Origin of the sequence: Nguyenibacter vanlangensis (assembly GCF_038719015.1) — a bacterium.
GTDB lineage: Bacteria > Pseudomonadota > Alphaproteobacteria > Acetobacterales > Acetobacteraceae > Gluconacetobacter > Gluconacetobacter vanlangensis.
Map to the genome: position 1 here is coordinate 2,451,017 of NZ_CP152276.1, position 23,627 is coordinate 2,474,643.

General features: G+C 65.8%; 17 protein-coding genes and 1 pseudogene. 11 read left to right on the forward strand and 7 right to left on the reverse strand.

Features of this window, described 5'->3' with window-relative positions; genetic code table 11:
- Nucleotides 1-305 precede the first annotated feature (305 nt).
- Nucleotides 306-1,796 (reverse strand): NAD(P)/FAD-dependent oxidoreductase, encoded by a 1,491-nt coding sequence (locus AAC691_RS11385; protein WP_342626970.1) that lies wholly within the window; start codon nucleotides 1,794-1,796, stop codon nucleotides 306-308.
- 8 nt (nucleotides 1,797-1,804) lie between these two features.
- A complete protein-coding gene (locus AAC691_RS11390) occupies nucleotides 1,805-2,785 on the reverse strand; it encodes a LysR family transcriptional regulator (RefSeq protein ID WP_342626971.1) in 981 nt (326 codons plus the stop codon).
- A gap of 181 nt (nucleotides 2,786-2,966) precedes the next feature.
- Here AAC691_RS11390 and AAC691_RS11395 point away from each other — a divergent pair, with 181 nt between their 5' ends.
- The gene (locus tag AAC691_RS11395; protein WP_176639383.1) at nucleotides 2,967-3,437 is read left to right on the forward strand and encodes an Lrp/AsnC family transcriptional regulator; all 471 of its coding nucleotides are present in this window, start codon (nucleotides 2,967-2,969) and stop codon (nucleotides 3,435-3,437) included.
- A 259-nt stretch (nucleotides 3,438-3,696) separates the two neighbouring features.
- A complete protein-coding gene (gene bla / locus AAC691_RS11400) occupies nucleotides 3,697-4,602 on the forward strand; it encodes a class A beta-lactamase (RefSeq protein ID WP_342626972.1) in 906 nt (301 codons plus the stop codon).
- A 165-nt stretch (nucleotides 4,603-4,767) separates the two neighbouring features.
- Here bla and AAC691_RS11405 read toward each other — a convergent pair whose 3' ends face one another.
- Nucleotides 4,768-5,097 carry a hypothetical protein gene (locus AAC691_RS11405; RefSeq protein WP_342626973.1) on the reverse strand — a complete coding sequence of 110 codons (330 nt, stop codon included), beginning with the start codon at nucleotides 5,095-5,097 and terminating at the stop codon, nucleotides 4,768-4,770.
- 803 nt (nucleotides 5,098-5,900) lie between these two features.
- On the opposite strand from AAC691_RS11405, the gene AAC691_RS11410 reads away from it, so the two are divergent.
- The 3 genes from AAC691_RS11410 to istB all read left to right on the forward strand — a co-directional run bounded on the left by AAC691_RS11410 (nucleotide 5,901) and on the right by istB (nucleotide 8,702).
- Nucleotides 5,901-6,401, forward strand: a complete 501-nt coding sequence (locus tag AAC691_RS11410) for a hypothetical protein (protein ID WP_342626974.1) — start codon at nucleotides 5,901-5,903, stop codon at nucleotides 6,399-6,401.
- 208 nt (nucleotides 6,402-6,609) lie between these two features.
- Nucleotides 6,610-7,902 (forward strand): IS21 family transposase, encoded by a 1,293-nt coding sequence (gene istA, locus AAC691_RS11415; protein ID WP_176639677.1) that lies wholly within the window; start codon nucleotides 6,610-6,612, stop codon nucleotides 7,900-7,902.
- Entirely contained in the window at nucleotides 7,902-8,702 is an 801-nt protein-coding gene (istB, locus tag AAC691_RS11420; protein ID WP_342626975.1) for an IS21-like element helper ATPase IstB, read from the forward strand. The genes istA and istB overlap by 1 nt, the downstream gene beginning before the upstream one ends.
- Before the next feature lie 158 nt (nucleotides 8,703-8,860).
- Here the strand turns inward: istB and AAC691_RS11425 are convergent, their stop codons facing one another.
- The 4 genes and pseudogenes from AAC691_RS11425 to AAC691_RS11440 form a co-directional block, all read right to left on the reverse strand.
- Nucleotides 8,861-9,466: a TetR/AcrR family transcriptional regulator gene (locus AAC691_RS11425; RefSeq protein ID WP_342626976.1), complete on the reverse strand. Its 606-nt coding sequence runs from the start codon at nucleotides 9,464-9,466 to the stop codon at nucleotides 8,861-8,863.
- Nucleotides 9,467-9,633: 167 nt separating this feature from the next.
- A pseudogene (locus tag AAC691_RS11430) lies at nucleotides 9,634-10,554 on the reverse strand (SDR family oxidoreductase); the annotation flags it as partial.
- Nucleotides 10,555-10,681: 127 nt separating this feature from the next.
- Nucleotides 10,682-11,026, reverse strand: a complete 345-nt coding sequence (locus AAC691_RS11435; RefSeq protein WP_323989729.1) for a KGG domain-containing protein — start codon at nucleotides 11,024-11,026, stop codon at nucleotides 10,682-10,684.
- Between the two features lie 398 nt (nucleotides 11,027-11,424).
- Nucleotides 11,425-12,456 (reverse strand): aldo/keto reductase, encoded by a 1,032-nt coding sequence (locus tag AAC691_RS11440; RefSeq protein ID WP_342626978.1) that lies wholly within the window; start codon nucleotides 12,454-12,456, stop codon nucleotides 11,425-11,427.
- A gap of 117 nt (nucleotides 12,457-12,573) precedes the next feature.
- Between AAC691_RS11440 and AAC691_RS11445 the strand changes: the two genes are divergently transcribed.
- From AAC691_RS11445 to AAC691_RS11470, 6 genes are all read left to right on the forward strand, one after another.
- Nucleotides 12,574-13,224 carry a helix-turn-helix domain-containing protein gene (locus AAC691_RS11445; protein ID WP_342626979.1) on the forward strand — a complete coding sequence of 217 codons (651 nt, stop codon included), beginning with the start codon at nucleotides 12,574-12,576 and terminating at the stop codon, nucleotides 13,222-13,224.
- Between the two features lie 560 nt (nucleotides 13,225-13,784).
- Entirely contained in the window at nucleotides 13,785-15,935 is a 2,151-nt protein-coding gene (locus AAC691_RS11450) for a peptidase domain-containing ABC transporter (protein WP_342630199.1), read from the forward strand.
- A gap of 3 nt (nucleotides 15,936-15,938) precedes the next feature.
- The gene (locus tag AAC691_RS11455; protein ID WP_342626980.1) at nucleotides 15,939-17,381 is read left to right on the forward strand and encodes an HlyD family type I secretion periplasmic adaptor subunit; all 1,443 of its coding nucleotides are present in this window, start codon (nucleotides 15,939-15,941) and stop codon (nucleotides 17,379-17,381) included.
- Complete coding sequence (locus tag AAC691_RS11460; RefSeq protein ID WP_342626981.1) at nucleotides 17,378-18,733, forward strand: SEL1-like repeat protein; 1,356 nt, start codon at nucleotides 17,378-17,380, stop codon at nucleotides 18,731-18,733. The genes AAC691_RS11455 and AAC691_RS11460 overlap by 4 nt, the downstream gene beginning before the upstream one ends.
- Nucleotides 18,734-18,737: 4 nt before the next feature.
- Nucleotides 18,738-19,259 carry a hypothetical protein gene (locus tag AAC691_RS11465; protein ID WP_342626982.1) on the forward strand — a complete coding sequence of 174 codons (522 nt, stop codon included), beginning with the start codon at nucleotides 18,738-18,740 and terminating at the stop codon, nucleotides 19,257-19,259.
- A 340-nt stretch (nucleotides 19,260-19,599) separates the two neighbouring features.
- The gene (locus AAC691_RS11470; RefSeq protein ID WP_342626983.1) at nucleotides 19,600-23,484 is read left to right on the forward strand and encodes a glycoside hydrolase family 15 protein; all 3,885 of its coding nucleotides are present in this window, start codon (nucleotides 19,600-19,602) and stop codon (nucleotides 23,482-23,484) included.
- The last annotated feature ends 143 nt before the right edge of the window (nucleotides 23,485-23,627 follow it).

The following is a 23,627-nucleotide window of genomic DNA, read 5'->3' on the forward strand; positions in this document are numbered from 1 at the left end:
CCACAAACTGTGCAATACGCCTATATCGGCATTATACTCGGGTCAATATGATTTATTTTGATTATACTATTTAATTCAGTGATTAATCAGACCCCGGCGCCCGGCCGGGTCGATTTATAAAACATATACCATATACAACGAACAATTATGTTGCGTTATCGTTATAAAATGGATGCGGCGCCGCAAGGTTTTTGCACTCCAGCCCGATCCTGCGGAACGAATCCGCCGCCTTTCCCCTCAAACGCGCATCGCTGCGCCATCCTCCCGGCCCGCAAAGATCGGCGCGGGCCGACCGAACCTCTCCTTCATGCCTCCTGCGGCAGCGGCGCATCCACCCATTCATCGCCCTGCAGTTCGGCGACCGAAAAACTTTCCAGATTTTCGTAGTGTACGGCGCGATCTTCCACGAACAGGCTCCTGACCACCTGCCGCGCCAGCCGGTCGGCCCCCTCGCTGATCGCCGGAATATCCCCGCTGACCTTGCCATGCGACAAGGTCGCCGGGAAACAGAAACAATGAATATATTTCAGGAACGGACAGCATCCTTCCTCGCGCTCCTGAAACGCGAACCCCGGCCCCAGGTCGGGCGATCCGGCCAGTTCCGCATTCAGCCCGCCCGATGGCATGTCCGCCGCCTCCGGCCGGAACCGGTCGCCCCACAGCCGGACCTTGTCGGCAAAACCGGCGAATTCCGGGCGCCGTCCCATATCGGCGGCAAAGCCGGTGGCCGCGATGATGAAATCCGCCCCCAACGTCCCGCGCGACGTCTCGATCCGCAACGCCCCGTTCTCGACGGCAATCGCGCGCAGCGCGCAATTCAGATGAAAATGCGCGTTCTCGTGGCGCGACACGCGCAACGTGCTCGGCCGGGGCGGCGGGGTCTGCGCCGCCAGCGTGTAGTCCAGGAACCGCCATTTCCACGCATCCGGCAGCCCGACGAATCCGTGTACCACGCCGGCGCTGCCGATTCCGGTAAATTTGTTGACACGCGGCAGATCTTTCCGGCGGATCAGCAGATCCACCCGCGCCGCGCCCATCTCCAGGGCGGTCGCCGCATTGTCCATCGCCGACGCGCCGGCCCCCACGACCACGACCCGCCGCCCCCGCAGCGCCGCGAAATCGATCGGCTCGGACGAATGCGCGTAGCAGGCCCGCGGCAGGGCGGCGATGACCGGCGGCACATAGGCGCCGCCCAGCCCGTCCCGTCCGGTCGCCAGCACCAGGTGCCGGCACAGGACGCGCTCCTCCACGCCGGCCCGCCGCACGGTCAGCGCCAGCAAGCCGTCGTCATGCGCCGCGACCCCGGCCAGTTCCGTCTCGTTCTGCACCGGCAATTCCAGAATCCGCCGCAGCCAGCCCAGATATTCCATCCAGGTCTCGCGCGGGATCCGCGTCAGCGCGATCCAGGCATCGGCGCCGAACCGCGCCTCGTACCAGGCGCGAAAGGTCAGTGACGGCAGGCCCATGCACGGCCCCGGCAGGGTCTTGGGCGAGCGCAGGGTGCGCATGCGGGCATAGCGCACCCATGGCCCCTCGCGCCCCGCCGGTTCGCGGTCATAGACGATTTGGTTCCGCACGCCATAGCGCAGCAACGTGCCCGACACCGTCAATCCAGCCATGCCGCCGCCGATGATGACGACGTCGCGCACCACCTGTCCCTCCAGGCGCCGTTCCGGCACCCAGTTCTTCGCCGGCAGTTCCAGCCAGTCCAGGTCCTGCCGTACCCGCTCTTCCAGCCGGTCCAGACCGCCTGCGATCTCCGCGGGGCCGCACGGCTCCGCCATCATGGTCGTCATGGAATTCTCTACTCTTGCACAGGATGTTCGCCGTACAGAGCATCTTCCAGCAGGTCGGCGCTCAATGTCTCATGCAGGCGAAAATCGGGAAGAAGCCGCTCGGCCGCCGCCAGGACGGCATCGGAAAACATCGCCAGGGCCGGCGACAGGGGACGCGACGCCCCCGCGATGGCCCCGAAGAAAAACGGAATCCGCGCCTCCAGCGGGCGCAGCACCAGGTCGCGGAACGGCATGCCATAGGCCGTCGCGGGATCGACGATCGCCACCCCCAGCCCCTCGCGGGCCAGCGCCAGCGCCGCCGCCCCGGTATTGGTGTCCAGGATGGTCCTGGGCACGATCCCCGCCGCCTCGAACACCCGGTCGATCCGATAGCGCAGCTTGAACGGATTGGACATGGTGATCAGCGTGCGGTCCAGAAAGGATGCAAGCGGAATCACCATTTTCCTCGCCAGCGGATCGTCCCGGCGCAGCGCCGCCACGCTGGGGGACTCGCCGATCCACTTCACGTCCAGCCCCGGATAACTCAGCGGAAAGCTCGCCAGGCCGAAATCCGCCGCCCCGGCCGCGACCGCCTGCGTCACCCGGTCCACCACCGTCACCTGCACGTGCAGGGCCTGCGGCATCATCTCGGACGGAATGCAGGCCAGCGCCGGCGGCACCAGACTGACGGCCAGCGACGAAATGGCGCTGATCTCGAAGGACGGCGCCCGTCCCCCCGCGATCGCTTCCGCCCGCTCGCGGACATGGCGGAAGGCACTGACCAGCCGTTCCGCCTCCGGATGGAACTGCAGCGCATGCTCCGTCGGCGAAATCCGCGGACCGTTGCGCAGGAACAGCGTAAAGCCCAGCACGCTTTCCAGTTCCTGGATCAGGCGCGACACGTTCGGCTGCGACCGGCCCAGCAGCCGCGCCGCCCCGGTGATCCCGCCGGTCGACATGACCGCGCAGAACGCTTCCAGTTGCTTGAAATCCAGCGTGTCCATCGTCATGGGCCAAGCCTATGTCCATCGCCGGCCGCGCCGCAAGCCGAAAATGCCCATACGGCATGATTATTGCATTGCTATCCATTTTTGGAATGATAAGCTGACCCCGGACGTCACAGGGCCCGATCAGCGATGACCATTCCGGATCTCCCGCCCCATAGCCGCCGCCTGCAACAGGACCGCCCCCATGCTCGACGAACGTGACAGGCAGATCCTCAGGATCCATCAATCCGATGCCTGCATGCCCCTGTCCGAACTGGCCGAACGGGTCAACCTGTCGCAGGCCGCCTGCTCGCGCCGCCTCGCCCGCCTCCGGCAGGACGGCTATATCAGGGGCAGCCTGCTGCTGCTGAACCAGGCGCGCCTCAATTTGCCCACCACCATGATGGCGGTGATCAAGGTCGCCAATCATACCAAGGACTGGCCGGACCGGTTCCGCAGCGCCGTCAGCGACATCGACGAAATCGTCGAAGTCCATCGCGTCACCGGCAATTTCGACTATATTCTCAAGATCGTCCTGCCGAACGTCGAATATTATGACACGATCTACAAAAACCTGATATCGCGCCTCGAGATCCACGAAATATCGGCCTATATTTCCATGGAGACGATCAAGGACCGGAAGAGCCTCCCGGTCACCCACCTCCCCTCCTCCTGACGGCCGGGCCGCGCTTCAGTTCGGCTCCCGACGTTCCGCCCGCCCCGGTTTCGGTCCCGGCCCCGGTCCCACGCACGGAAAAGGCTTCGGAGTGCCGGATAGAGCAGATTCCGTTCAACCGGAATCGTTTGAACAGGAGAAGGTGCTCGATAAAGTAACAACGCAGAGCATGTCCGCCGAACCGGCGCTCAGTGGAAATGCTATGGGAAAATGCCCTGTATGGATGGATGGATGGATGGACGGCCGGACGGATGAACGAATGAATGACCGCAACGGGCCGGGCGACAGCCGGAAGCCCATGTCCCTATGCAGGCGGCGCTTCATGGCGGCGGGCATGATCGGCCTTGCCCCGCCCGCATGGGCGGGGCCGGCCGCGCCATCCGCCCTTGCGGACTACGAGCACGCAAGCGGCGGCCGGATCGGCGTCTATGCGCGGAACATGCGCACCGGCGCCGAACTGGCCTGGCGGGCGGACGAGCGGTTCGTGATGTGCAGCACCTTCAAGGCGTCGGTCGCCGCCTGCACGCTGGCGCGCGTGGACCGCGGCGAAGACAGCTTGGCCGCCCGCGTTGCATTCGGCCCCGGCGACCTGCTCGAATACGCCCCCGTCGCGCGTAAAAACCTGGCACGCGGCGCATTGCCGGTCGGCGAGATGTGCCAGGGCGCGGTCGAGTGGAGCGACAATACATGCGCCAATCTCCTGCTCGCCCGGATCGGCGGCCCGGCGGCCCTGACCCGCTTCTGGCGTCAAGCCTGCGGCGACACGATCAGCCGCCTCGATCATAACGAGCCGATGCTGAATCGTGCGCCGCCGGGCGATCCGCACGATACCACCACCCCGCGCGCGATGGCCGGAAACCTGCATCGCCTGCTGCTGGGGGACGTGCTCACCCCGGCATCGCGCGGACGACTCGCCGAATGGATGGAAAATTGCCGGACGGGCGCCAACCGGCTGCGCGGCGGCCTGCCGGCCAACTGGCGGATCGGCGACAAGACCGGCAATAACGGTCATGACGCGTTCGGCGACATCGCGATCGCATGGCCACGGCCGGATACGCCCATCGTCATCTGCGCCTATACCCAGGGCGGCCACCCCGCACCGCAGGAGGTCGCGACATTGTTCGCCGCGATCGGACAGGCCGCGGCAAGGCTCGCAACCACCTGAAAAGCCCCACCTGAAAGGTCAGCCCCGCAAAGGCCCACTCCAGCCGGTTTCGTCATGACGACGCACAACCGGCCCCCTTGGTTCAGGCCGCCCACCTGCCCCATGGACCGGCCAAGCGGCCGTGCGACAGGCTCTCTTGTCCCGGACCCGACATCCTGTGGATGCCTACCCGCCCTCGCCCGGCGCCATGCGCAACGCCCGCGCGGCATGCAGCGCAACCACGCCGCCACGCCCTGGGCCACCACGCCCCGGCCCCGCCACTTGGTCGATCGCCACTTGGTCGATCGCCACCTGCTCGATCAGCGCACCGGAGTCCTGCCGCGCCACCACCCGCAGGCTGCTTGCCAGCCCCTCGACCATCTGCGCCAGGATGCGTGTGCGCCGATGCATATCCGATACCGGATATTGCTCAAGCTGCGCAGCGATCAGCGCCACGTTTCGCTCCAGCGTCTCCAGGCGCGTTTCCAGCGACGCATGCTCCATCACACCCTGCATGGCTTCCCCCATTCCCGTTCACCGTCGATTAAAGCGGAAAAGTTACTTTAAAATAAACAAACTCAATATCGCGCTATATAAATTCGATATCGAAAAAATAGATGGATCCGGCCGTGAAAAGCCGCGCCTTTGCCAACAGAACGAACAACAGGCAGTATCCGTAGCGGCTCCGCCATCCAGGACATAACGTCGCAAAATGACAGGCCGGCCAACCGGGCCAATAGACGACCTGATCGCTGACAATCCCTATTATCCTCATTTGTCCATCGTTTGTCTGTCTCAAAAACAGGGCGACAAGACAATTTTTTTTCACCATGCAGCACAAATTGTCTTGCAATCTGTCACCACAGCCGGATCAGACGGGATGATCCGTCTTATCCACCCCGCTCCATCCGCCGCCCGCCTCCGCCCCGGCCCGGGCATCCTTTGCTTTACGGAAACAATCGACGCGAATCGCTGAAAGAAATTTCAGCCGGCCCACCGTCATGTCACGCGGCCGCCACAGAGCACGCTGGCCAGGCCGCCGACCCAGGTGAATTTCAGACCAAGGTCGCAGCCGATGACATTGACATAGGTCACCCATGCCCGAATCGGCGAGGTCTCCCCCCCATAGAGGCTAACTTAGCGGTGGACGGCGGGAATCGGTTTATGATTCATCAGGGGGATGGACTCCGAAAACCCATCCACATTTTGACTTTGCGTGGCAGGAATTGCTGTCGCGACCGCCGATGTCGGGCAGTTGAAGCGCCTCAGAGGGGCGAGCGACTGGCTAAGCCATGTCGCCGCATCTCTGTTGACGAGAGATGGTTCGGCTCGGCGAACGCCGGCTGCGGATCGTGGATGGCAGCGTGATCCGTTCGAACGGCAAGGACGGCACCGATTGGCGTCTGCACGCAGCCTATGATCCGGCAGGAGGCCCGTTCAGCCAGCTTGAGATCAGCGATAATCACGGCGGGCAGAGCCTGTCGCGTCACAGCTTCGAGAAGGGCGATCTGATACTGGCCGACCGGGGATATGCCAGGGCAGGGGATATGCCAGGGCGCCTGGATTGCTGCATGTGCCGGAATTGGGGGCGGACCTCATCACCCGGATGGGTTGGTCGGCGATCCGGCTACTCACGACGGACGGCGCGGCTTGCCCGCTCCTGGCTCGCCGCCCATCTCATCCTTGGGCTGTTGATCGACGAGGCCGTCGCCGGCAGCCTCGCTTTTTCCCCCTCCGTCGCCGGTGCGACGGGGCGCGCACCTGTCGCTGTGGCGCCTGCAAAGATTCCTCCGCGACATACTCCCTGTCGCAATCCTTGATGAGCCGCGCATTTCCCGGCTTGGTCAAAGCCTTGCCGCGGCCGCCCGAAACCTGTTCGAGCCACCACGACGAAGGATATCCCAGTTCGGACAACTGCACGCTCCGGCCGGCTATGCTGTGCGCTGAAACGGCTGTCAGGCGAAGTGAGAAAGTGACCCCCTGTCGCAATGAGGAACTGACCCCCCTTCGTTTTTGAAAGGGGCACCGATGACGGAAGAAAAGAGCATGATTTCCGCATTGTCTGGAACGATGCGGGGAACGGGGATGCTGCAACCCGAGGAGGTTGCCGCGATGATGCGGCTGCACGGGCTTGGCTGGGGAGCCAAGCGGCTGGCGCGGGAGTTTGGCTGTTCGCGGAACACGGCGCGACGATATGTCCGTGCTGGCGGGGCGATCGCGTATCGGCAGCCTGAGCGGCGGTCGGCGTTCGATGGTCTGGACGATTGGCTTCGGGAGCGGTTCTTCCGGCACGACGGCAATGCCGACGTGATCCGCCAGGAACTGGCGAGCGAGCATGGGATCGTCATTGGGCTTCGCTCGGTCGAGTTGAAGGTCCGGCCGTGGCGGCGGGAGTTATTGGCCCGGAAGCGGGCGACGGTTCGCTTCGAGACGCCGCCTGGGCGGCAGTTGCAGATCGATTTCGGCGAGACGCGGGTGTGGATCGGCGATGAGCGGCTGCGGGTGTATCTGTTCGTGGCGACGCTCGGCTATTCGCGCCGCCTGCATATCCGCGCGTCGCTGAGGCAGGGACAGGCGGACTGGTTCGCGGGCATGGAGGGCGCATTCCTGCGGTTCGGCGGGGTTCCGGCGGAGATCCTGCTCGATAATGCCAAAGCTCTGGTCGAGCATCACGACGCGACGACGCGGGAGGTTCGTTTCAATGGGCGGCTGCACGCCTTTGCGCGGTATTGGGGCTTTGCGCCGCGTGCCTGCGCGCCGTATCGCGCCCGGACCAAGGGCAAGGACGAGCGCGGGGTCGGCTACGTCAAGAAGAACGCGGTCGCGGGACGGCGTTTCGCGAACTGGGCGATGTTCGAGGCGCATCTTGACCAATGGACGCGCGAGATTGCCGACCGGCGCGTGCATGGCACGACGGGCGTTGCACCGTCGGAGCGTTTCGCCGGCGAGGCCGAGGCCCTGCGCCCGCTCGGTGGACGCGCGCCGTTCGGCCAGTTGCGCGATCTGGTGCGCAAGGTTCAGGCCGATTGCGCGATCGACCTGGACACCAACAGCTACTCCGTGCCGTGGCGGCTGATCGGCGAGAGCGTCCAGATTGTGGTGCTGGGCGGACGCGTCGTCGTGCGTCATGCCGGGCAGGTCGTGGCGGATCATCCGCTTTGCGCGGGACGCCGGCAGCGGATCGTCGATCGCTCCCATCTCGCCGGCGTGGTCGGCGGACCGGCCGCGAACGGCCCATCACTTGCCGGGCTACCGACCCCGTTGCCCGACCTGCTCCGGCCGCTGGCCGAATATGAGGCTGTCGCGGGAGGGGCCTGGTGATGGCGGGCGTGGACCATGCGGCATTGGTCGGGATGCTGGACCGGCTCAAGCTGACGGCGATCCGCGACCAGCTGGACACGCTGCTCGACGAGGCGGCGCGCTCGGACATGACGTTACGCGAGGCACTGGCATTCCTGGTCGGGCGCGAGATCGCGCGACGCGACGAGCGCCGCATCGCCATGGCGAGCAAGATGGCGCAGTTCCCGTTCGTGCGGGAACTCGACGGCTTCGAGTTCGACGCCCAGCCGTCCCTCGATCCCCGGCAGGTCCGCGATCTGGCCGAGTGCCGCTGGGTCGCGCACGGCGATACGATCCTGCTGCTGGGGCCGCCGGGAACGGGGAAGACGCATCTGGCCGTGGCGCTCGGGCGCGAGGCGATCCGGCGAAACTACAGCGTGCAGTTCGTCACCGCCGCGACATTGGTCGCCATGCTGGCCAAGGCGCATGCGGACGGCGCGCTGGACAAGCAACTGGCGCTCCTATCGCGACCGAAGCTGCTGATCATCGACGAACTGGGCTATCTGCCGTTCGAAGCCAACGCCGCGCATCTGTTTTTCCAGCTCGTCTCAAGGCGCTACGAGCGCGGCTCGATCCTGCTGACCTCCAATCGCTCGGTCGGAGAATGGGGCGAGGTCTTCGGCGACCCGGTGGTGGCCACCGCCATCCTGGACCGCCTGCTGCACCATTCCACCGTGATCACCATCCGCGGCGACAGCTACCGTCTGCGGGAGAAACGACGCTCCGGCCTTCTGCAGAAGGCCGGAGCGTCCATCAGAGAAGCCGAGACAACCACATCATGACGGGGTCAGTTCCTCGCTTCGCCAAAGGGGTCAGTTCTTCAATTCGTTTGACAACTAGAGCCATATCGGTGAGAGGCAGACCGAACAGGCCCAAACGATCGATCGGCATGGACGGGACAACCTGCCGGCGAGCGGCGCCATGAGGATGAAAAGCATGGTCAGTCCAGTATCCTGAGGGCGCGTGCGACGAAGATTTCGCCATCCTCGGTGAACTCACCTGCCTTGCCGACAACGCGCATGCCCTGCAGCAGAGCGAGTAGAACCGTGGCTATCGCGCAGGCATCGCCCTTCGCCGCGATCGATCCGTCACGTTGCCCTTCTTCAACCAGCCGGCTCAGCATCGTCCGCCGTGAGGAGATTTGCGCACGCAGGATGTCGGCTGCCTGGCCGACCTGATCGATATCGGCGATCCCGGCGACGATCAGGCAACCCAGCCTGCCGTCCCGGCCTTTACTGAGATCGACATAGAGCCTGAGGAGGCCCTCGATCCTGGCGCGGGCATTTTCCGCCTGTTCGAAGATCGTCGCGATATGGGCCTCGCGCAGCGCGATATAGTGTTCGAGCGCTTTGGCGAACACGCCCTCCTTATCCTGATAGGCCTTGTAGACGCTGCCGACCGTCAGGCCCGTCGCCTTGGTCAATTCGCTGATGCCGACGCCTGAGAAGCCGGACGCACTGAACAGCGCGATCGCGCTGTTCAGGAATTCCGCTTCATCGAAGGCGCGCGGGCGCCCCCGGTTTCCCGCTCGAATGTCCTGTGTCATGTTACCGCCGGATTAGGAAACGATCGTTTCCTAAATAGCAGCTTCACGAACGGAGTCAAGCGCGCTCGGGCATGATCGGGATGATGAAAAAGCGGGCTGCAGAGAGGCTATGATGACCTGAAGTCGTTCGTTACCGGCTTTGCTTTTCGACCAAAGCGCGCGAACGTCTACGCGATGCCTTTGCCGCCGGTGACGCCATAGACCTCGCCATTGATGAAGCTCGCTTCCTGTGACGCAAGCAGCACATAGACCGGGGCCAGTTCCACCGGCTGCGCCGGACGTCCGAAATCGCTGTTCTTTCCGAAATTCTCGACTTTGTCCTCCGGCTGGCCGCCGCTGGGCTGCAGGGCGGTCCAGACCGGGCCTGGCGCCACGACATTGGCACGGATGCCTTTTTCGATGAGTTGGCCGGCCAGCGCCTTGGTATAGGCCACGATGCCGGCCTTGGTGGTCGCATAATCGAGCAGGTTTTCCGATGGATGATAGGCTTGGACCGACGCAGTGGCGATGACCGACGCTCCTGGTGGCAGGTGCGGCATCGCCGCCTGGGTGATCCAGTACAAGGCATACAGATTCGTCTTCATTGTTCGGTCGAAATCCTCGCTCGAGAGCGCTTCCAGCGTCTCGCGGAATTGCTGCCGGCCGGCATTGACCACCAGGATATCCAGGCCGCCCAGCCCCGCGGCTGCCCGGTCCACCAATTCCTGGCACCAGGCTTCATGCTGGATATCGCCGGACAACGCCACCGCCCGGCGGCCTTCGGCCTGAATCAGGGCCATGACCTCTTTGGCATCGGCATCCTCTTCCGGAAGGTAGGCAATCGCCACATCCGCGCCTTCTCGCGCATAAGCAATGGCGGCGGCACGCCCGATTCCGGAATCTCCTCCGGTTATCAATGCTTTGCGGCCCAACAATCGGCCCGTCCCCCGATAGCTCTGCTCACCATGGTCGGGAATGGGATCCATCTTCCCCGTTAATCCCGGCCGGGGCTGAGGTTGCCTGGGAAACGGCGGCGACGGGTATTGCGCACGCGGATCCTGCATTGTCAGACGGTCGGCCATGACGTGCATCTCCTTCGATCGGGGCGCGAGAGAAAGCTGCCGCTTCCGGACGGACGGCTCGGGGCGGTCGTCATGCGACCGCCCCGGTGGTCGTCACCGGCCCGCCGGGCAGTATCCGGTGCCTTTCGCACGCTCCCTGAACGACTTGCTCTTTTTACTCGCCCTTATGGGATGCGTGGCCGCCCTTACGGCCGGCTTCTACCGCTTTTTCATGATCCTGGGCAAAATTGCCGGGATTGTGCTCGGCACCGCCGCCGCCATGGCTGTGCTGGCCGCCCTTGCGGCCGGCCTCTGCCGCCTTTTCGCGATCCTGAGCGAAATTGCCGGGATTATGCTCGGCACCGCCGCCGCCATGGCTGTGCTGGCCGCCCTTGCGACCGGCCTCTGCCGCCTTTTCGCGATCCTGGGCGAAATTGCCCGGGTTATGCTCTGCACCGCCGCCACCGCGGCTGTCGGCCGCGCGCGCGATGGGCGAATGGTAAATTTCCGTGAAATTCATGACATGCTCCATTTTTTTGAAAAGGGAGCCTCGCATTGTGCGACGGTCACCATGGACTCGCTGCCCCCTAGCCGCCCGACATGCCGCATCGGGCGAAATCCCAGATAATGCCTCCAAGATTTCCTACACGGTCATCGCTTATCAACGATTCGCGAGCTATATCCCAAGATCATGATATTTCGAAACTTCCGTGTCCCGGCGTTCTCATATCGACGCCTTGAGGCCCGTTGCCGGATTTCAGATCGTGCAACTGCCAGGCAGCGTCAAGCTTTGGCGGAAACCGGGCTATGGCGGCCCCTGGAAATCATTGCGGCGTGAAGGACGACGCGTGGCCATTGGCGGAACTCTGTCCGTTTTTACAGGACAATGCGGACGTACTGGCCGTCTTCATCGCCAGGTCAGGCAGCTTTTCGCTCGGCAATCGGCCGCCGGCGCAGGCTTGCCTGCTTCACTGCCGGCGGCTGGTAATTCGCCTCGTTCACGCCGATATCGGCACCCGGCGGCACGACTTGATCAATCTGATCCAGAACGTCATCGCTGAGCCGAACTTCGGCGCCGGCCAGCAGGTCATCGAGCTGCTGTTGGGTGCGGGGACCAAGGATCGCCGAGGTGACGGCGGGATGCGCCATGACGAAGCCAAGGGCCATATGAGTCAAAGACAGGCCCGCCCCCTGCGCGATCGGGATCAGCTGCTCGATCGCGTCGAGACTGCGCTCGTCGGACATTTGCTTGGGGAAGACTTTGACACGCAGGGAGTCGGGGAGCGGCTGTCCCTTGCGATAGCGACCCGTGAGCATCCCCTTCGAGAGCGGACTCCAAACCAGGACGCCCATGCCGTAGCGCTGGCAGGTGGGGAGCATGTCCCGCTCGATGCCGCGATCCAGGATGGAGTAAGGCGGCTGCTCCGTACGGAAGCGGCCAAGCCCGCGTCGCTCGGCGACCCACTGGGCCTCGACGATTTCGGATACGGGAAAGGTCGAGCTGCCGATCGCGCGTACCTTGCCCGCGCGCATCAGATCGGTGAGAACCGACAGGGTTTCCTCGATATCAGTGTCCGGCGCCGGGCGGTGAATCTGGTAGAGGTCGATATAGTCGGTCTGCAGGCGGCGCAGAGAGCCCTCCACCGCGGAGGTGATCCACCGCCGCGAGTTCCCCTGCATATTCGGATCGTCGCCCATCGGGCCATGCACCTTGGTGGCGAGCACGATGCGGTCACGCCGTCCCTTGAGGGCTTTGCCAACGATCTCCTCGGATTCTCCAGCGCTGTAGCGATCGGCGGTGTCGATAAAGTTGATGCCGAAATCCAAGGCCTTGTGAACGATCTGGATGCAGTCATCGTGATCGGGATTGGCCAATTTTCCAAACATCATCGCGCCCAGGCAGTAGGGGCTGACCTTGATCCCGGTGCGACCGAGCGTGCGGTATTGCATGGCGTTCTCCTGTGGCTGCGATCGTTTGGCGGCGACCGCCGATCCGTGATAGCCAGCATAACCGGAACGGCGTTCCGGGTTTATACGGAACGATGTTCCGTTTTTCAACCGGATTCTATGATGAACGAGGAAGCAGACGATCAGACCGGCGGTTCGAACCGCGAACGCCCAGCCGAGCGCCGCCCGCGCGCCGATGCGCAGCGCAATCTCGACGCGTTGCTTCGCGCGGCGAAGGCGGTGTTCGCCGAGTCGGGCGTGGACGCACCCGTCCGCGAAATCGCTGAGCGTGCCGGTGTCGGGGTAGGCACCGTCTATCGACATTTCCCGCAGCGCGCCGGCCTTGTCGCCGCGGTCTGCCGTCAGGAAATGGATGCCTGCGCCGACGCGGCGCCGCTTCTGGCGAACGAGAACCCGCCGTTCGAGGCATTGATGAAATGGTTGCAGCGATACGCGGCCTGGGTTGGAACGAAGCGTGGGCTCGCAAAGGCGTTGCATTCAGGCGATCCGGCATTCCAAGCCCTGCCCGCATATTTCGAGCAGCACCTGCGGCCTGCCTTCCGGACGCTCTTCTCGTCCGCCGTCGCCGCCGGCGTGGTTCGGGCGGACGTCGATCCTGACGACCTTCTTGGCGCGGTTGCGAGCCTGTGCATGTCTGCGCACAATAGCTCGGCTGATCACGCGGGACGCATGGTAGCGCTTCTTGTGGACGGACTGCGCTATGGATGCGTCGCGCCAACGGCGCAGGTGGCCGGTCGGCCGCGGGAGTGAAAAGAGCCGACTCGGGCCCGGGTCTGTGTTTGTTATTTTTGAACTATTGTGGCTATCTGCGTCATTCCGCAGCATATTTCAATCCGGTGACAATTCTCACGCGTACGTCAGAAGGGGCTTGCCACATCATGCGTTCGTGAGTATTTCAGAATGTAGCCGACCGAATGAACTTAAGCGGTTCAGGGCGCATGGCCGCCGGGTGGATCCGCTCGATCCGTCCCGGTATTTCATATGACGGCGCCTCCGGTGATTTTACGGATATTGCGGCCGGTATTATGGTTCTTCCGTCTCTTCGTTCCCGGGCGCGGGGAGCGGGATGCCGATGGCATCGGTGCGTGATTTTGTAGAAATCGATATTCCACCATTTCTTTTCATCACGTGGATGCGCGGCGTTATCGTGCGGCCGGCAGGTCCCTATGGGCCCCGTGTGGCGGCGTATGAAGGAAGAGTGCGTGAACGAATCCCATCGCGCGTCCGGCGCCTTTGCGTCCGCGCGTCCGGCGCCCGATCCGACATCCCCTGCGGCATCCGATCCGGCAACGGCGCGCATCCAGGCCGCCATGGCGGCGGCGCGCCATCATGGGCTCGACCTCGACCCGCGCGATTTCGCCCGCGAGCCGGGGGAGGACACGCCCTCGCCCGCGACCCTGGCCCGCTGGCTGACCGAACAGGGCGCGGTGGCGCGGGGCATGCGGCTGACATGGCCGCATCTGATCCGGCTTCACAACACGCCGCCGATCGTCTTGATGTTTCGCGACGGCGCCGCGGCGCTGATGGTGCGCGCCGATCCCGCGCGCGGCCTGGTCTGGCTGCGCGATCCGATGGCGGCGGCGTCCGATTCCCCCGTTCCGGTCGATGAGACCCATCTTTCCCAGCTCTGGACCGGCGACGTGCTGCTGGTCAAGCGTGCGCGCGACGCGACCGAGGCCGACGCGCCGGTCAACGCCGCCTGGATGCTCCGCATGGTCCTGCGCGAGCGCGGGCTGCTGCGCGATATCCTGCTGGCTTCGGTCATCCTGAGCGTCCTGGCCGTCTTTCCGGCGCTTCTGGTCATGCAGGTCATCGACCGGGTGGTCAATTACGCGTCGATGGCGACCCTGTTCTCGATCACCGCGCTGATGGTGATCCTGTCCGGATATGAAATGCTGCTGTCCCATGCCCGGCGCGAACTCACGCTGGTGCTGACGACGCGCATCGACACGCGGATTTCGCTGCATGCCTTCAATCGGCTGCTGTCGCTGCCGCTGGATTTCTTCGAGCGCGAGCAGGGCGGCCAGGTCATCGGCCGCGTCATGGCCATCTTCAAGGTGCGCGACTTCCTGACCGGCCGGCTGCTCAGCACCTTCCTCGACCTGTTCACCCTGATCGTCATCCTGCCGGTGCTGTTCTATCTCAGCGCCACCCTGGCCTGGATCACGCTGGCCGCCGCCGCCCTGATCGGCCTGATCGTCCTGGTCTTCATGCGGCCGATGACCCGTCTCTATGGGCGCGTCATCGGGGCCGAGATGGCGCGTAACTCAGTCATGCACGAATCGGTCGCCGGGATCCGCACGATCAAGACCCTGGCCCTGGAATCCGCCCGGCGTGAGGAATGGGACGACCGCACGGCGCAGGTCGTGCGCTGGCGCCTGGCGGCCGGCCGGCTGGCCAACTGGCCCGCGACATTGTCCGCGCCGCTGGACCAGTTTCTCAATCGCGGCATCATGCTGGTCGGCGCGTGGCTGATCCTGACGGGCCATTCCGGGCTGGCCGCCGGCGGGCTGATGGGCTTCATGATGCTGGGCGGCCGCGTCGCCGCGCCGCTGGCCAGCCTGGCCCGCCTGCTGGAGAACCTCAACGAGGTCGCGTCCTCGCTGTCCGAGGCCGCGCTGGTCCTCAACCAGCCCACCGAAACCCGCGCGCTGACCACCGGCATGCGGCCGCAGATCCATGGCGCCCTGTCCTTCGGCAATGTCGATTTCACCTATCCCGGCGCGACGGTCAAGGCGCTGGACGATGTCAGCTTCGCGGTGCCGGCCGGCACCATGCTGGGCGTGGTCGGCCGCAGCGGCTCGGGCAAATCGACCATCACCCGGCTGCTGCAGGGCGTCAGCCGCGCCTATACCGGCCAGCTACGGCTGGACGGGGTCGATCTGCGCGACATCAACCTGACCCATCTGCGCCGGTCCTGCGGCGTGGTGCTGCAGGATAATTTCCTCTTCCGCGGCACGATCCGCGACAACATCACCGCCGGCCGTCCCGGCCTGACGATGGACGACGTCGCCCGCGCCGCCCGCCTGGCCGGAGCCGACGAATTCATCGAACGCATGCCCGGCGGCTATGATACGTGGATCGAGGAAGGATCGACCAATATTTCCGGCGGCCAGCGTCAGCGCCTGGCGATCGCCCGCGCCCTGATCGCCGACCCCAGGCTGATGATCCTGGACGAGGCCACCTCGGCCCTCGATCCGGAAAGCGAGGCCCTGGTCAACGCCAACCTGCAACGGATCGCCCGCGGGCGGACCATGGTCATCGTCTCGCACCGCCTGTCCTCGCTGGTCCATTGCGACCAGATCCTGGTGATGGATCGCGGCGCGGTGGTCGATATCGGGCCGCACGCGGCGCTGCTGGACCGCTGCGCGCTCTATCGCGGACTCTGGATGCAGCAGAACCGCCATGCGCCGGTCGTCGCGCGGATCCCCGCGACGGCCGCGCGGGCGGAGGGGCGCTGAACCATGAGCCATTCCGACGCCACGTCTCCGGCAGCGCCCTTGGCGGCCCCCCTTGCCGCCCCCCTGGCGGCGAACGACCCGTTTTCGCCGCGCGACCTGCCGCCCGCGCTGCTGGAATTCCACTCGCCCAGCACCGCGCTGATCAACCTGCCGCCCACCGCGTCGGCCCGGCATACGACCTGGGTCGTCGTGGCCATGGCGGTGGCCAGCTTCGTCGCCATGGGCGTCTTTCCGCTCGACCGGGTCGTTTCCGCCGGTGGCCATCTGGTCTCGACCGATCCCACCCTGGTCGTCCAGCCCTTCGATACGTCGATCGTCCGCTCCATCGACGTGCATGAAGGCGATTTCGTGCGCAAGGGACAGGTGCTGGCGCGCCTGGACCCGACCATCAGCACCGCGGAGCTGGAGAATCGCCGCGCCCAGGTGGCCAGCTACGCGGCCGAGGTCGCGCGCCTGACGGCCGAGGCCGAGGGCCGCCAGTACGCCCCCGACCCGCGCAATCCCGCCTCGGTCCAGGAGGCGGCGACCTTCCTGCGCCGCCGGCAGGAATACCAGGCCAAGATCCAGGATTACGACCACCAGATCGCCGGCCAGCAAAGCGCGCTGCAGGGGGCGCTGGCCAATGCCGCCATGTATGCCGCCCGGGCGCGGGTCGCATCGAGCGTGCTGTCGATGCGGCGTACCCTGCAGCGCGACCAGGTGGGCAGCCGCCTGTCCACCCTCGGGGCGCAGAACGACCTGATGGAGGTCGAGCGTGCCCAGATCGCCGCCCGGCAGGACGCGGCGGGCGCGCGCGACAAGATCAGCGCGCTGACCGCCCAGCGCGCGGCGGTGATCAGCGACTGGAGCGCCGCGACCCTGCAGCAATTGTCCGAGGCCGAACATCACCTGTTCGACGCCCGCAGCGACTATGCCAAGGCGCAGTTGCGCGGCAGCCTGGTGGAACTGCGCGCCGACCGCGACGCGGTGGTGCTGACCATCGCCCGCATCTCGGTCGGCGCGGTGGTCAATACGGCGGACCGGATGATGACCCTGGTGCCGGTCGGCAGCGGGCTTGAGATGGAAGCCGTGCTGCGCGGCGCCGATGCCGGCTTCGTGCGCACCGGCGACAAGGCGCTGCTGAAATTCGCGACCTTTCCCTACGACCAGTATGGCGGCGCGGATGCCACCGTGCGCACGATCAGTGCCGACTCCTTCTCCGCCGGCGCCGACGACCAGGAGCAGCGCGGGCACGACGCCGCCCCGGCCGCCGCCGACGGCCAGCACATGTTCTATCGCGTGCGCCTGCGGATCGACCGCATGACACTGCGCGGCGTGCCGTCCTTCTTCAGGCCGCGCCCCGGCATGCCGGCGACGGTGGACATCAAGGTGGGACGGCGGACCATCCTGCAATATCTGTTCAGCCGCATCGCGCCGCTGGCCACCGAGGGCATGCGCGAACCATGACGGCGCGCGCTCCATTCGCGGCGCTGCGCCGGCACGTCGCCGCGCGCGTCTCGCCCCAGGCGCGATGCGCGCGCGCCGTCGCGCTGCTGGCGGCCGGGCAGGCGGTAAAAGCCGCCGCCCTGTTCGGCCGGCTGGCGCAATCCGGCCATGCCGAAGCGCAGTTCCGGCTGGCGCGCGCCTATCTGGATGGTACCGGCGTGCCCCGCCGCGTGGACGAGGCCGCGCGCTGGATGCGCCGCGCGGCCGAAGGCGGCTGGACCGAGGCGCGTTTCATGCTCGCCACCCTGTATCTGCGCGGCCTGCCGCCGGATGACGACGCGCCCGCCCTGCCATGGGCCGCCCGCGCCCCTGCCCCGCCCGCCGCGCCGGACCCGCGCCGGGCGCTGCACTGGGCGCATCTGGCCGCCCAGGCCGGCTCGGCCGATGCCCAGGCGCTGGTTGCCCATATCCTGGCCGACGGGCCGCCGGACCTGCGCGATCCCGACGCCGCGCCGGAGTGGTACCGCCGCGCGGCGGCCGGCGGCAGCGCGCAGGGCCAACTGGGATGGGGGCTGGCCCTGCTGCGTGCCGCGCGCGACGAACGGGACCGCGCCGAGGCCGCCCGGATGGTGCGACAGGCCGCCGACCAGGGAATGGGCAGCGCCTTCTACGTGCTGGGCACGTTGGCCGAGCGCGGCGAGGACGCCGAGCCCGATCCGATCCGCGCCGCGGCGCTCTATCACCAGGCGGCGGAGCGGAACGTGCCGACCGCGCAGTTCCGCTATGGCCTGGCCTGCCTGCACGGGCGCGGCGTGGCGCGGGACGTCGCGCGCGCCGAAACCTGGCTGCGCCGCGCGGCCCTGGCGGGCGAGACCGATGCCGCCGCACTGGTCGGCGACCTGAATGCCGGCCACGCCGGCATGGCCCCGAACCCTGTCGAAGCCGCCGCCTGGTACCGCCGCGCGGCCGAAGCCGGCCATGCCGGCGCCGCCTGCGCGCTGGGGCAAATGTTTCTGTCCGGCGCCGGTGGCGTGCCCGACAGGGCGCAGGCCACGCACTGGTTCCAGCGCGCGGCCGCGTCGGGCCACGCACAGGCGATGTTCTGCCTCGGCCTGCTTCACGACCAGGCGGGGGACGGGCCGGACGATCGCCGGCGGGCCCTGGATTTGTTTCGCGGCGCGGCGGAACGGGGATTCGCGCCCTCGCAATGCATGCTCGGCCGATATCTGGCGCGGGGGCTGGCGGGTGCGGCCGACCCGGCGGAGGCCCGGCTGTGGCTGCACAAGGCCGAGCAGCAGGGGGAAAGGCAGGCCAGCGTGGAACTTTCCTGGTTGGATCGGACGGAGTCGGAATTGATGGGCGCGGGAGGCTGACGGCATGATGGACCGACGCACGGCGTTTCGCGCCGTCCTGCCCATGGCGGCGCTGTCCCTGCTGTCCGCCTGTTCGGGAATCGGAAAATTCGCGTCCGATACGATAAGTTTCCCGGGCAGTTTCCCGGGCGCCAATCCGAATGCGCCGCACGGCGCGGCCGAAAATCTCCGCCGTGTGCGCGGCGAGACGGTCGCGGCCGCGCCGATTGTGCCCGAACCGGGCAATATCTGGCCCTCCGCGTCCGAGATCCTGTCCGGCGCCGGGGGGCCGGCCATGGCCGGGCCGGCGGTGCAGGCCGAACTGCAGCCCGGCGAAAGCCTCAGCCTGGGCGAGGACGCCGAGATCCGCAACGGCGTGCAGATCGCGACCAATCCCGTCCCCAGGACGAAAACGCCCGATTTTTCCGACGCCGGCCATGCACCCGCCGCCGGACGCGCCGTCATCATTCCCAACGGTGACGGCACGAGCACCGTCATTTCGCCCACCGGGGCGGTGCGAACGATAAAGGACAAGATATATCAATGACCGATCGGAACAGGACGATACATCCCTCTCCTTCCTGACCTTCACGCCCCCCGCGCCCCGTCCGGACGGACGGACGCGCCGCTGCCGGAAATTATACAAATACAAATAAAATAACGACGAATCAGGACAGCCCGCAGGATGCGGGACGTTCGGTGCTGGAATACGAATCCGGATATGAAGAAAGTTAAAAATATAGAATAATAAAGTAAATTTCCAAAAATTATCCGATACGTGCTTTTACTGTCGCGAAATGTCCGATACCATTTCCCCGCCGGACGTGGTTCCGGATACCGTATCCAGCGCGAAACGGTACAAGGACAACTGCACAGGGAACAGTGTCGTGTCTGACAATACAAATGACCAGTTTACACCAGCGGATTACACGCTTGACGGCATGGCCTACGTGAACGCGGCCGATTTCGTCGCAATGGCGGCGGGTCCCGAACCCGTCGCGACCGACGCGACGCCGTCGGGCATCGGCTTCAACTATCTGGCGCCGGCCGCCGGTTACTACACGTTCGATTTCTCCTACCAGAACACGGCCGATGCGCCGGCGTACCAGCAATTGACGATCAACGGCAAGGACGCGCCCGGACTGGTCGAATTCGACCAGACTCCGGGGACCTCGACCGGCGGCGCCACCACCACGGTCTATCTGAACCAGGGTCTGAATGCGATCTCGCTGAGCAACCGGACCGGCGATACCGTCAACGGCCTGACCGCGGTGCCTGAATCCGCCCTGCAGGCCAGCCCGGCCTTCACGCTCGGCACCACGACGATCACGCCCGGTTCGCAGCCGTCGCAGGAAACTTCGGCGCAGTCCCTGGCGATGAACAACATGACCGACCTGCAGGCCTTCGTGCAGGGCGAGAGCATGGCGCCGGAACAGCAATGGACCTTCGGCCCCAGCCTGTCGGAATTGCACGTCGGCAGCAATGACGAGCTGAACCAGCTCAACTACAACGCCATCTGGTTCCGCGACGTCACCCCCGGCGATACGGCGCAGACCTATGCGCCCTATTTCAAGTCGAACGAAAGCTTCGACCAGAACGGCGTCCTGCATGTCAATTACGGCGCCTATTCGCCGACCGGCCAGGCCCTGCCGGTGCAGATCCAGGCCGCCTATGCCACCGTTCCGAACCAGGACCTGATCGTCGAGCAGCTTTCGCTGACCAACGAACAGGCCACCGGCACCCAGCCGCTGGTATGGGACGTGATGAACGCCACCGGCCTGAACGCCGGCGAGCAGGAAAGCGCCACCTGGGATTCCGCCCACAATGCCTGGATCGTCCAGGAAAGCCAGGGCAGCGGCAAGGCGCCGCTCTATATGGCGATCGGCGCCTATCAGCCGGACGGCGCCCAGCATGCCGCCGGCACCGACGGCACCGATGTCCGCGGCGACTATCAGCTTGCGTCCGGCGCCAGCGGCAATCCGTCGCTGAACGCGCCCGACCAGGGGATCGTCGGCGGGTTCGAAAATAACGGCACGATGCTGGGCAGCGACAGCAGCGCGTCCGGCACCGGGATCTCGGTGGGCGAATCCTCGGCCGACGTCACGCTGAATGCGGGCCAGACGGTCACGCTGGATTACTACATCACCACCGCCACCAGCCTGAGCCAACTGGACGCGAACCTGGACCTGGCGACCAATCCGGCGGGCACGTCCGCCCCGGCGACTTCCCAGCTTACCGACCAGTCCGGCACCGCCGCCGCCAATTCCTGGATCACCCAGACCGCCAATGCCTGGGACCAGACGCTGAATCAGGCCTATAACCTCGCCGGCTCGTCCTCCGACGTCGCCGTCGGCGGCCAGGCCGCGACCGCCGTCGACGGCCAGACGCTCAATAATGTCGACAGCACGTCGCTGCGCGATGCCTATCGCAGCAGCCTGATCAACATCCTCCAGGCCCAGAGCCCCGAGTTCGGCTCGTTCATGGCGGCCACCAATCCGTCCTATCAATACAAGGTCTGGGTGCGCGACAGCGCGGCCACCGCCATCGGCCTGGACGATGCCGGCCTGACCAGCGAGGCCGACAAGTTCTGGCGCTGGATGGCGTCCGTTCAGCAGAACGGCATGAACGCGACCTATAGCGGCAACGCGGCGGGCACGTTCTCGACCAATTACGGCGAATTCGACCAGAACCTGCCGATCGGCTTCGTCGCGCCCGAAAACGATTCGCAGGGCCTGTTCCTGATCGGCTCCTACCGCCATTACGAGCAACTGCTCTCCCAGGGCGACACGGCGGCCGCGCAATCCTTCATCACCGACCCGACCGTGCGCCAGGCGCTGGTCAACTCGGCGAACTGGATCAGCGAGAATATCGGCGCCAACGGTCTCGGCCCGGCCGACTATTCGATCTGGGAGGATATGTACGGCTATCACACCTTCACGCAGGTGACGTATGCCGAGGGCCTGAACGCCGCCGCCCAGATGGCGTCCGCCCTGGGCGAGGGCAACCTGGGCCAGAGCTGGGCCACCGGCGCGCAGACGATCCAGCAGGCGATCCTCCGCCCCACGACCGCGGCGCAGCCCGGCCTGTGGAACGCGCAGGAAGGCCATTTCGTCGAAATGCTGAATCCCAACGGCACGGTCGACGACACGATCGACGCGGATACCAACATCGCCGCGGTGCTCGGCCTGGTCTCGCCGACCAGCACCTATGCGGTCGAGAACGACGCGGCGGTGCAGAATGCGCTGACGCAGGACAATTACGGCATCTCGCGCTATCAGAACGACACGTTCTACCAGTCGTCGCAATGGAGCCCGGGCGGCACGTACGAAGCCCATGGCCTGTCGCCGTCCTGGCCGCAGATGTCGTCCTATGCCAGCATCCTGTCGCACGACCAGGGCGACCAGACCTATACCAGCAACAGCCTGGACTGGATCGACCAGGCCTATGACAATGGCGGCACGCCGCCGGGCGAATCCTATGACTGGGCGACCGGCCAGCCGATCGAGAGCACCTCGTCCGAACCCGTCACCGCGAGCTGGTACGTCCAGGACATCCTGAACGACACCAACCAGACCAGCACGCTGATGCCCGCGATCACCGGCCAGGCCCCCCAGGCCCCGGCCCAGACCACGGTCGGCGAAACGGTGCAGGGCTTCGGCAGCTATTCGGTGGGCACCGACGCCAGCGGCAATCCCCAGGCGCAGGACATGGTGCTGACGAGCGCCCCGGGCAGCAGCGGCAACACCGCGATCGTGACCAACGCCGCGCCGGCCGGCACGGCGGAAACGATCGATAACAGCGGGGGCGACAACAGCGGGGGCGGCAACAGCGCGGGCGTGCAGAACCTGGTCGTCAATGGCGGCGCGGGCGACACCAGCGTGCTGACCGGCGACGCCGACAGCATGATCGTCAACAACGCCTCGGGCGATACGGGCAGCCTGCAGGTCGCCGAATCCAGCGGTGCGACGACGACCATCCTGGGCGGGGCGATGACCGGCATCGCCGCTGCCGGCACCACCAACCTGACCCTGGGGTCGGAACCCGGCACCAGCAGTTCCTATGCCTATATCACCGGCGGCACCTATGATTCGGCCGACCAGGTCAACATCACGGCCGAAGGCGGCGCGGGCAACCTGGACAGCGTGGACAACCAGGGCAACGCCCATGCCGACGTGACGGTCTCGGGCCAGACGGACCTGCTCTATACCGGCCGGGACACCACGCTGAACCTGGGCGGAGCGGGCCAGACGACCACCATCAATTCGCTGGGCAACGACGACATCCATATGAACGGCGCCGACGTCAACGTCGCCTCGACCACCGGCGGCTTCGACACGTTCTATGGCGGCACCGGCACCATGACGATCGATGCCAGCCAGTCGATCGGCTGGACGGCCGAAACCTATGTCGGCAGCCAGCAGAGCGGCGGTTCGCTGACCTTCACCGGCGGCGCGGCCACCGACTACATCACGCTGGGCAATGAAAGCAGCGCCGCGATTACGGCCGGCGCCGGCAACATGGACCTGACGGCAGACGACCCGACGGGCGTCTGGGCCAACGTCGCCGCATCGGCCGCCGCCGACCTGAATTTCGGCTCGGGCCTCGGCAATTCGATGATCTACGGCTTCGACGGCGCCAAGGACATGGCGACCATCCAAGGGGTCACCGGGATGTCCATCTCGGGCGGCAACCTGGTGCTGGACCTGCAGAACCAGCACACGATCACTTTCTATAACGTCGATTCGACGCAGGGCATGACCATCGCGGCCTGATCCGGCGGCGGGACAGGGGGAAGGGCGCCTTCGGGCGGCCTTCCCTTCGTCGCCCAATCGCGCGGATAATCCCCCAATGGTCCGCCGCGTTCGTCGCGGCGGTTTTTTTGTCCCGCCCGCATGAAGGGCGATTGACGGGCCGG

Bases quoted from the DNA above. Each gene is read 5' to 3' on its own strand.
- AAC691_RS11385 (WP_342626970.1), bottom strand. From the start codon at position 1,796: ATGACGACCATGATGGCGGAGCCGTGCGGCCCCGCGGAGATCGCAGGC.
- AAC691_RS11390 (WP_342626971.1), bottom strand. From the start codon at position 2,785: ATGACGATGGACACGCTGGATTTCAAGCAACTGGAAGCGTTCTGCGCG.
- AAC691_RS11395 (WP_176639383.1), top strand. From the start codon at position 2,967: ATGCTCGACGAACGTGACAGGCAGATCCTCAGGATCCATCAATCCGAT.
- bla (WP_342626972.1), top strand. From the start codon at position 3,697: ATGAATGACCGCAACGGGCCGGGCGACAGCCGGAAGCCCATGTCCCTA.
- AAC691_RS11405 (WP_342626973.1), bottom strand. From the start codon at position 5,097: ATGCAGGGTGTGATGGAGCATGCGTCGCTGGAAACGCGCCTGGAGACG.
- AAC691_RS11410 (WP_342626974.1), top strand. From the start codon at position 5,901: ATGGTTCGGCTCGGCGAACGCCGGCTGCGGATCGTGGATGGCAGCGTG.
- istA (WP_176639677.1), top strand. From the start codon at position 6,610: ATGACGGAAGAAAAGAGCATGATTTCCGCATTGTCTGGAACGATGCGG.
- istB (WP_342626975.1), top strand. From the start codon at position 7,902: ATGGCGGGCGTGGACCATGCGGCATTGGTCGGGATGCTGGACCGGCTC.
- AAC691_RS11425 (WP_342626976.1), bottom strand. From the start codon at position 9,466: ATGACACAGGACATTCGAGCGGGAAACCGGGGGCGCCCGCGCGCCTTC.
- AAC691_RS11435 (WP_323989729.1), bottom strand. From the start codon at position 11,026: ATGAATTTCACGGAAATTTACCATTCGCCCATCGCGCGCGCGGCCGAC.
- AAC691_RS11440 (WP_342626978.1), bottom strand. From the start codon at position 12,456: ATGCAATACCGCACGCTCGGTCGCACCGGGATCAAGGTCAGCCCCTAC.
- AAC691_RS11445 (WP_342626979.1), top strand. From the start codon at position 12,574: ATGATGAACGAGGAAGCAGACGATCAGACCGGCGGTTCGAACCGCGAA.
- AAC691_RS11450 (WP_342630199.1), top strand. From the start codon at position 13,785: ATGGCGGCGGCGCGCCATCATGGGCTCGACCTCGACCCGCGCGATTTC.
- AAC691_RS11455 (WP_342626980.1), top strand. From the start codon at position 15,939: ATGAGCCATTCCGACGCCACGTCTCCGGCAGCGCCCTTGGCGGCCCCC.
- AAC691_RS11460 (WP_342626981.1), top strand. From the start codon at position 17,378: ATGACGGCGCGCGCTCCATTCGCGGCGCTGCGCCGGCACGTCGCCGCG.
- AAC691_RS11465 (WP_342626982.1), top strand. From the start codon at position 18,738: ATGATGGACCGACGCACGGCGTTTCGCGCCGTCCTGCCCATGGCGGCG.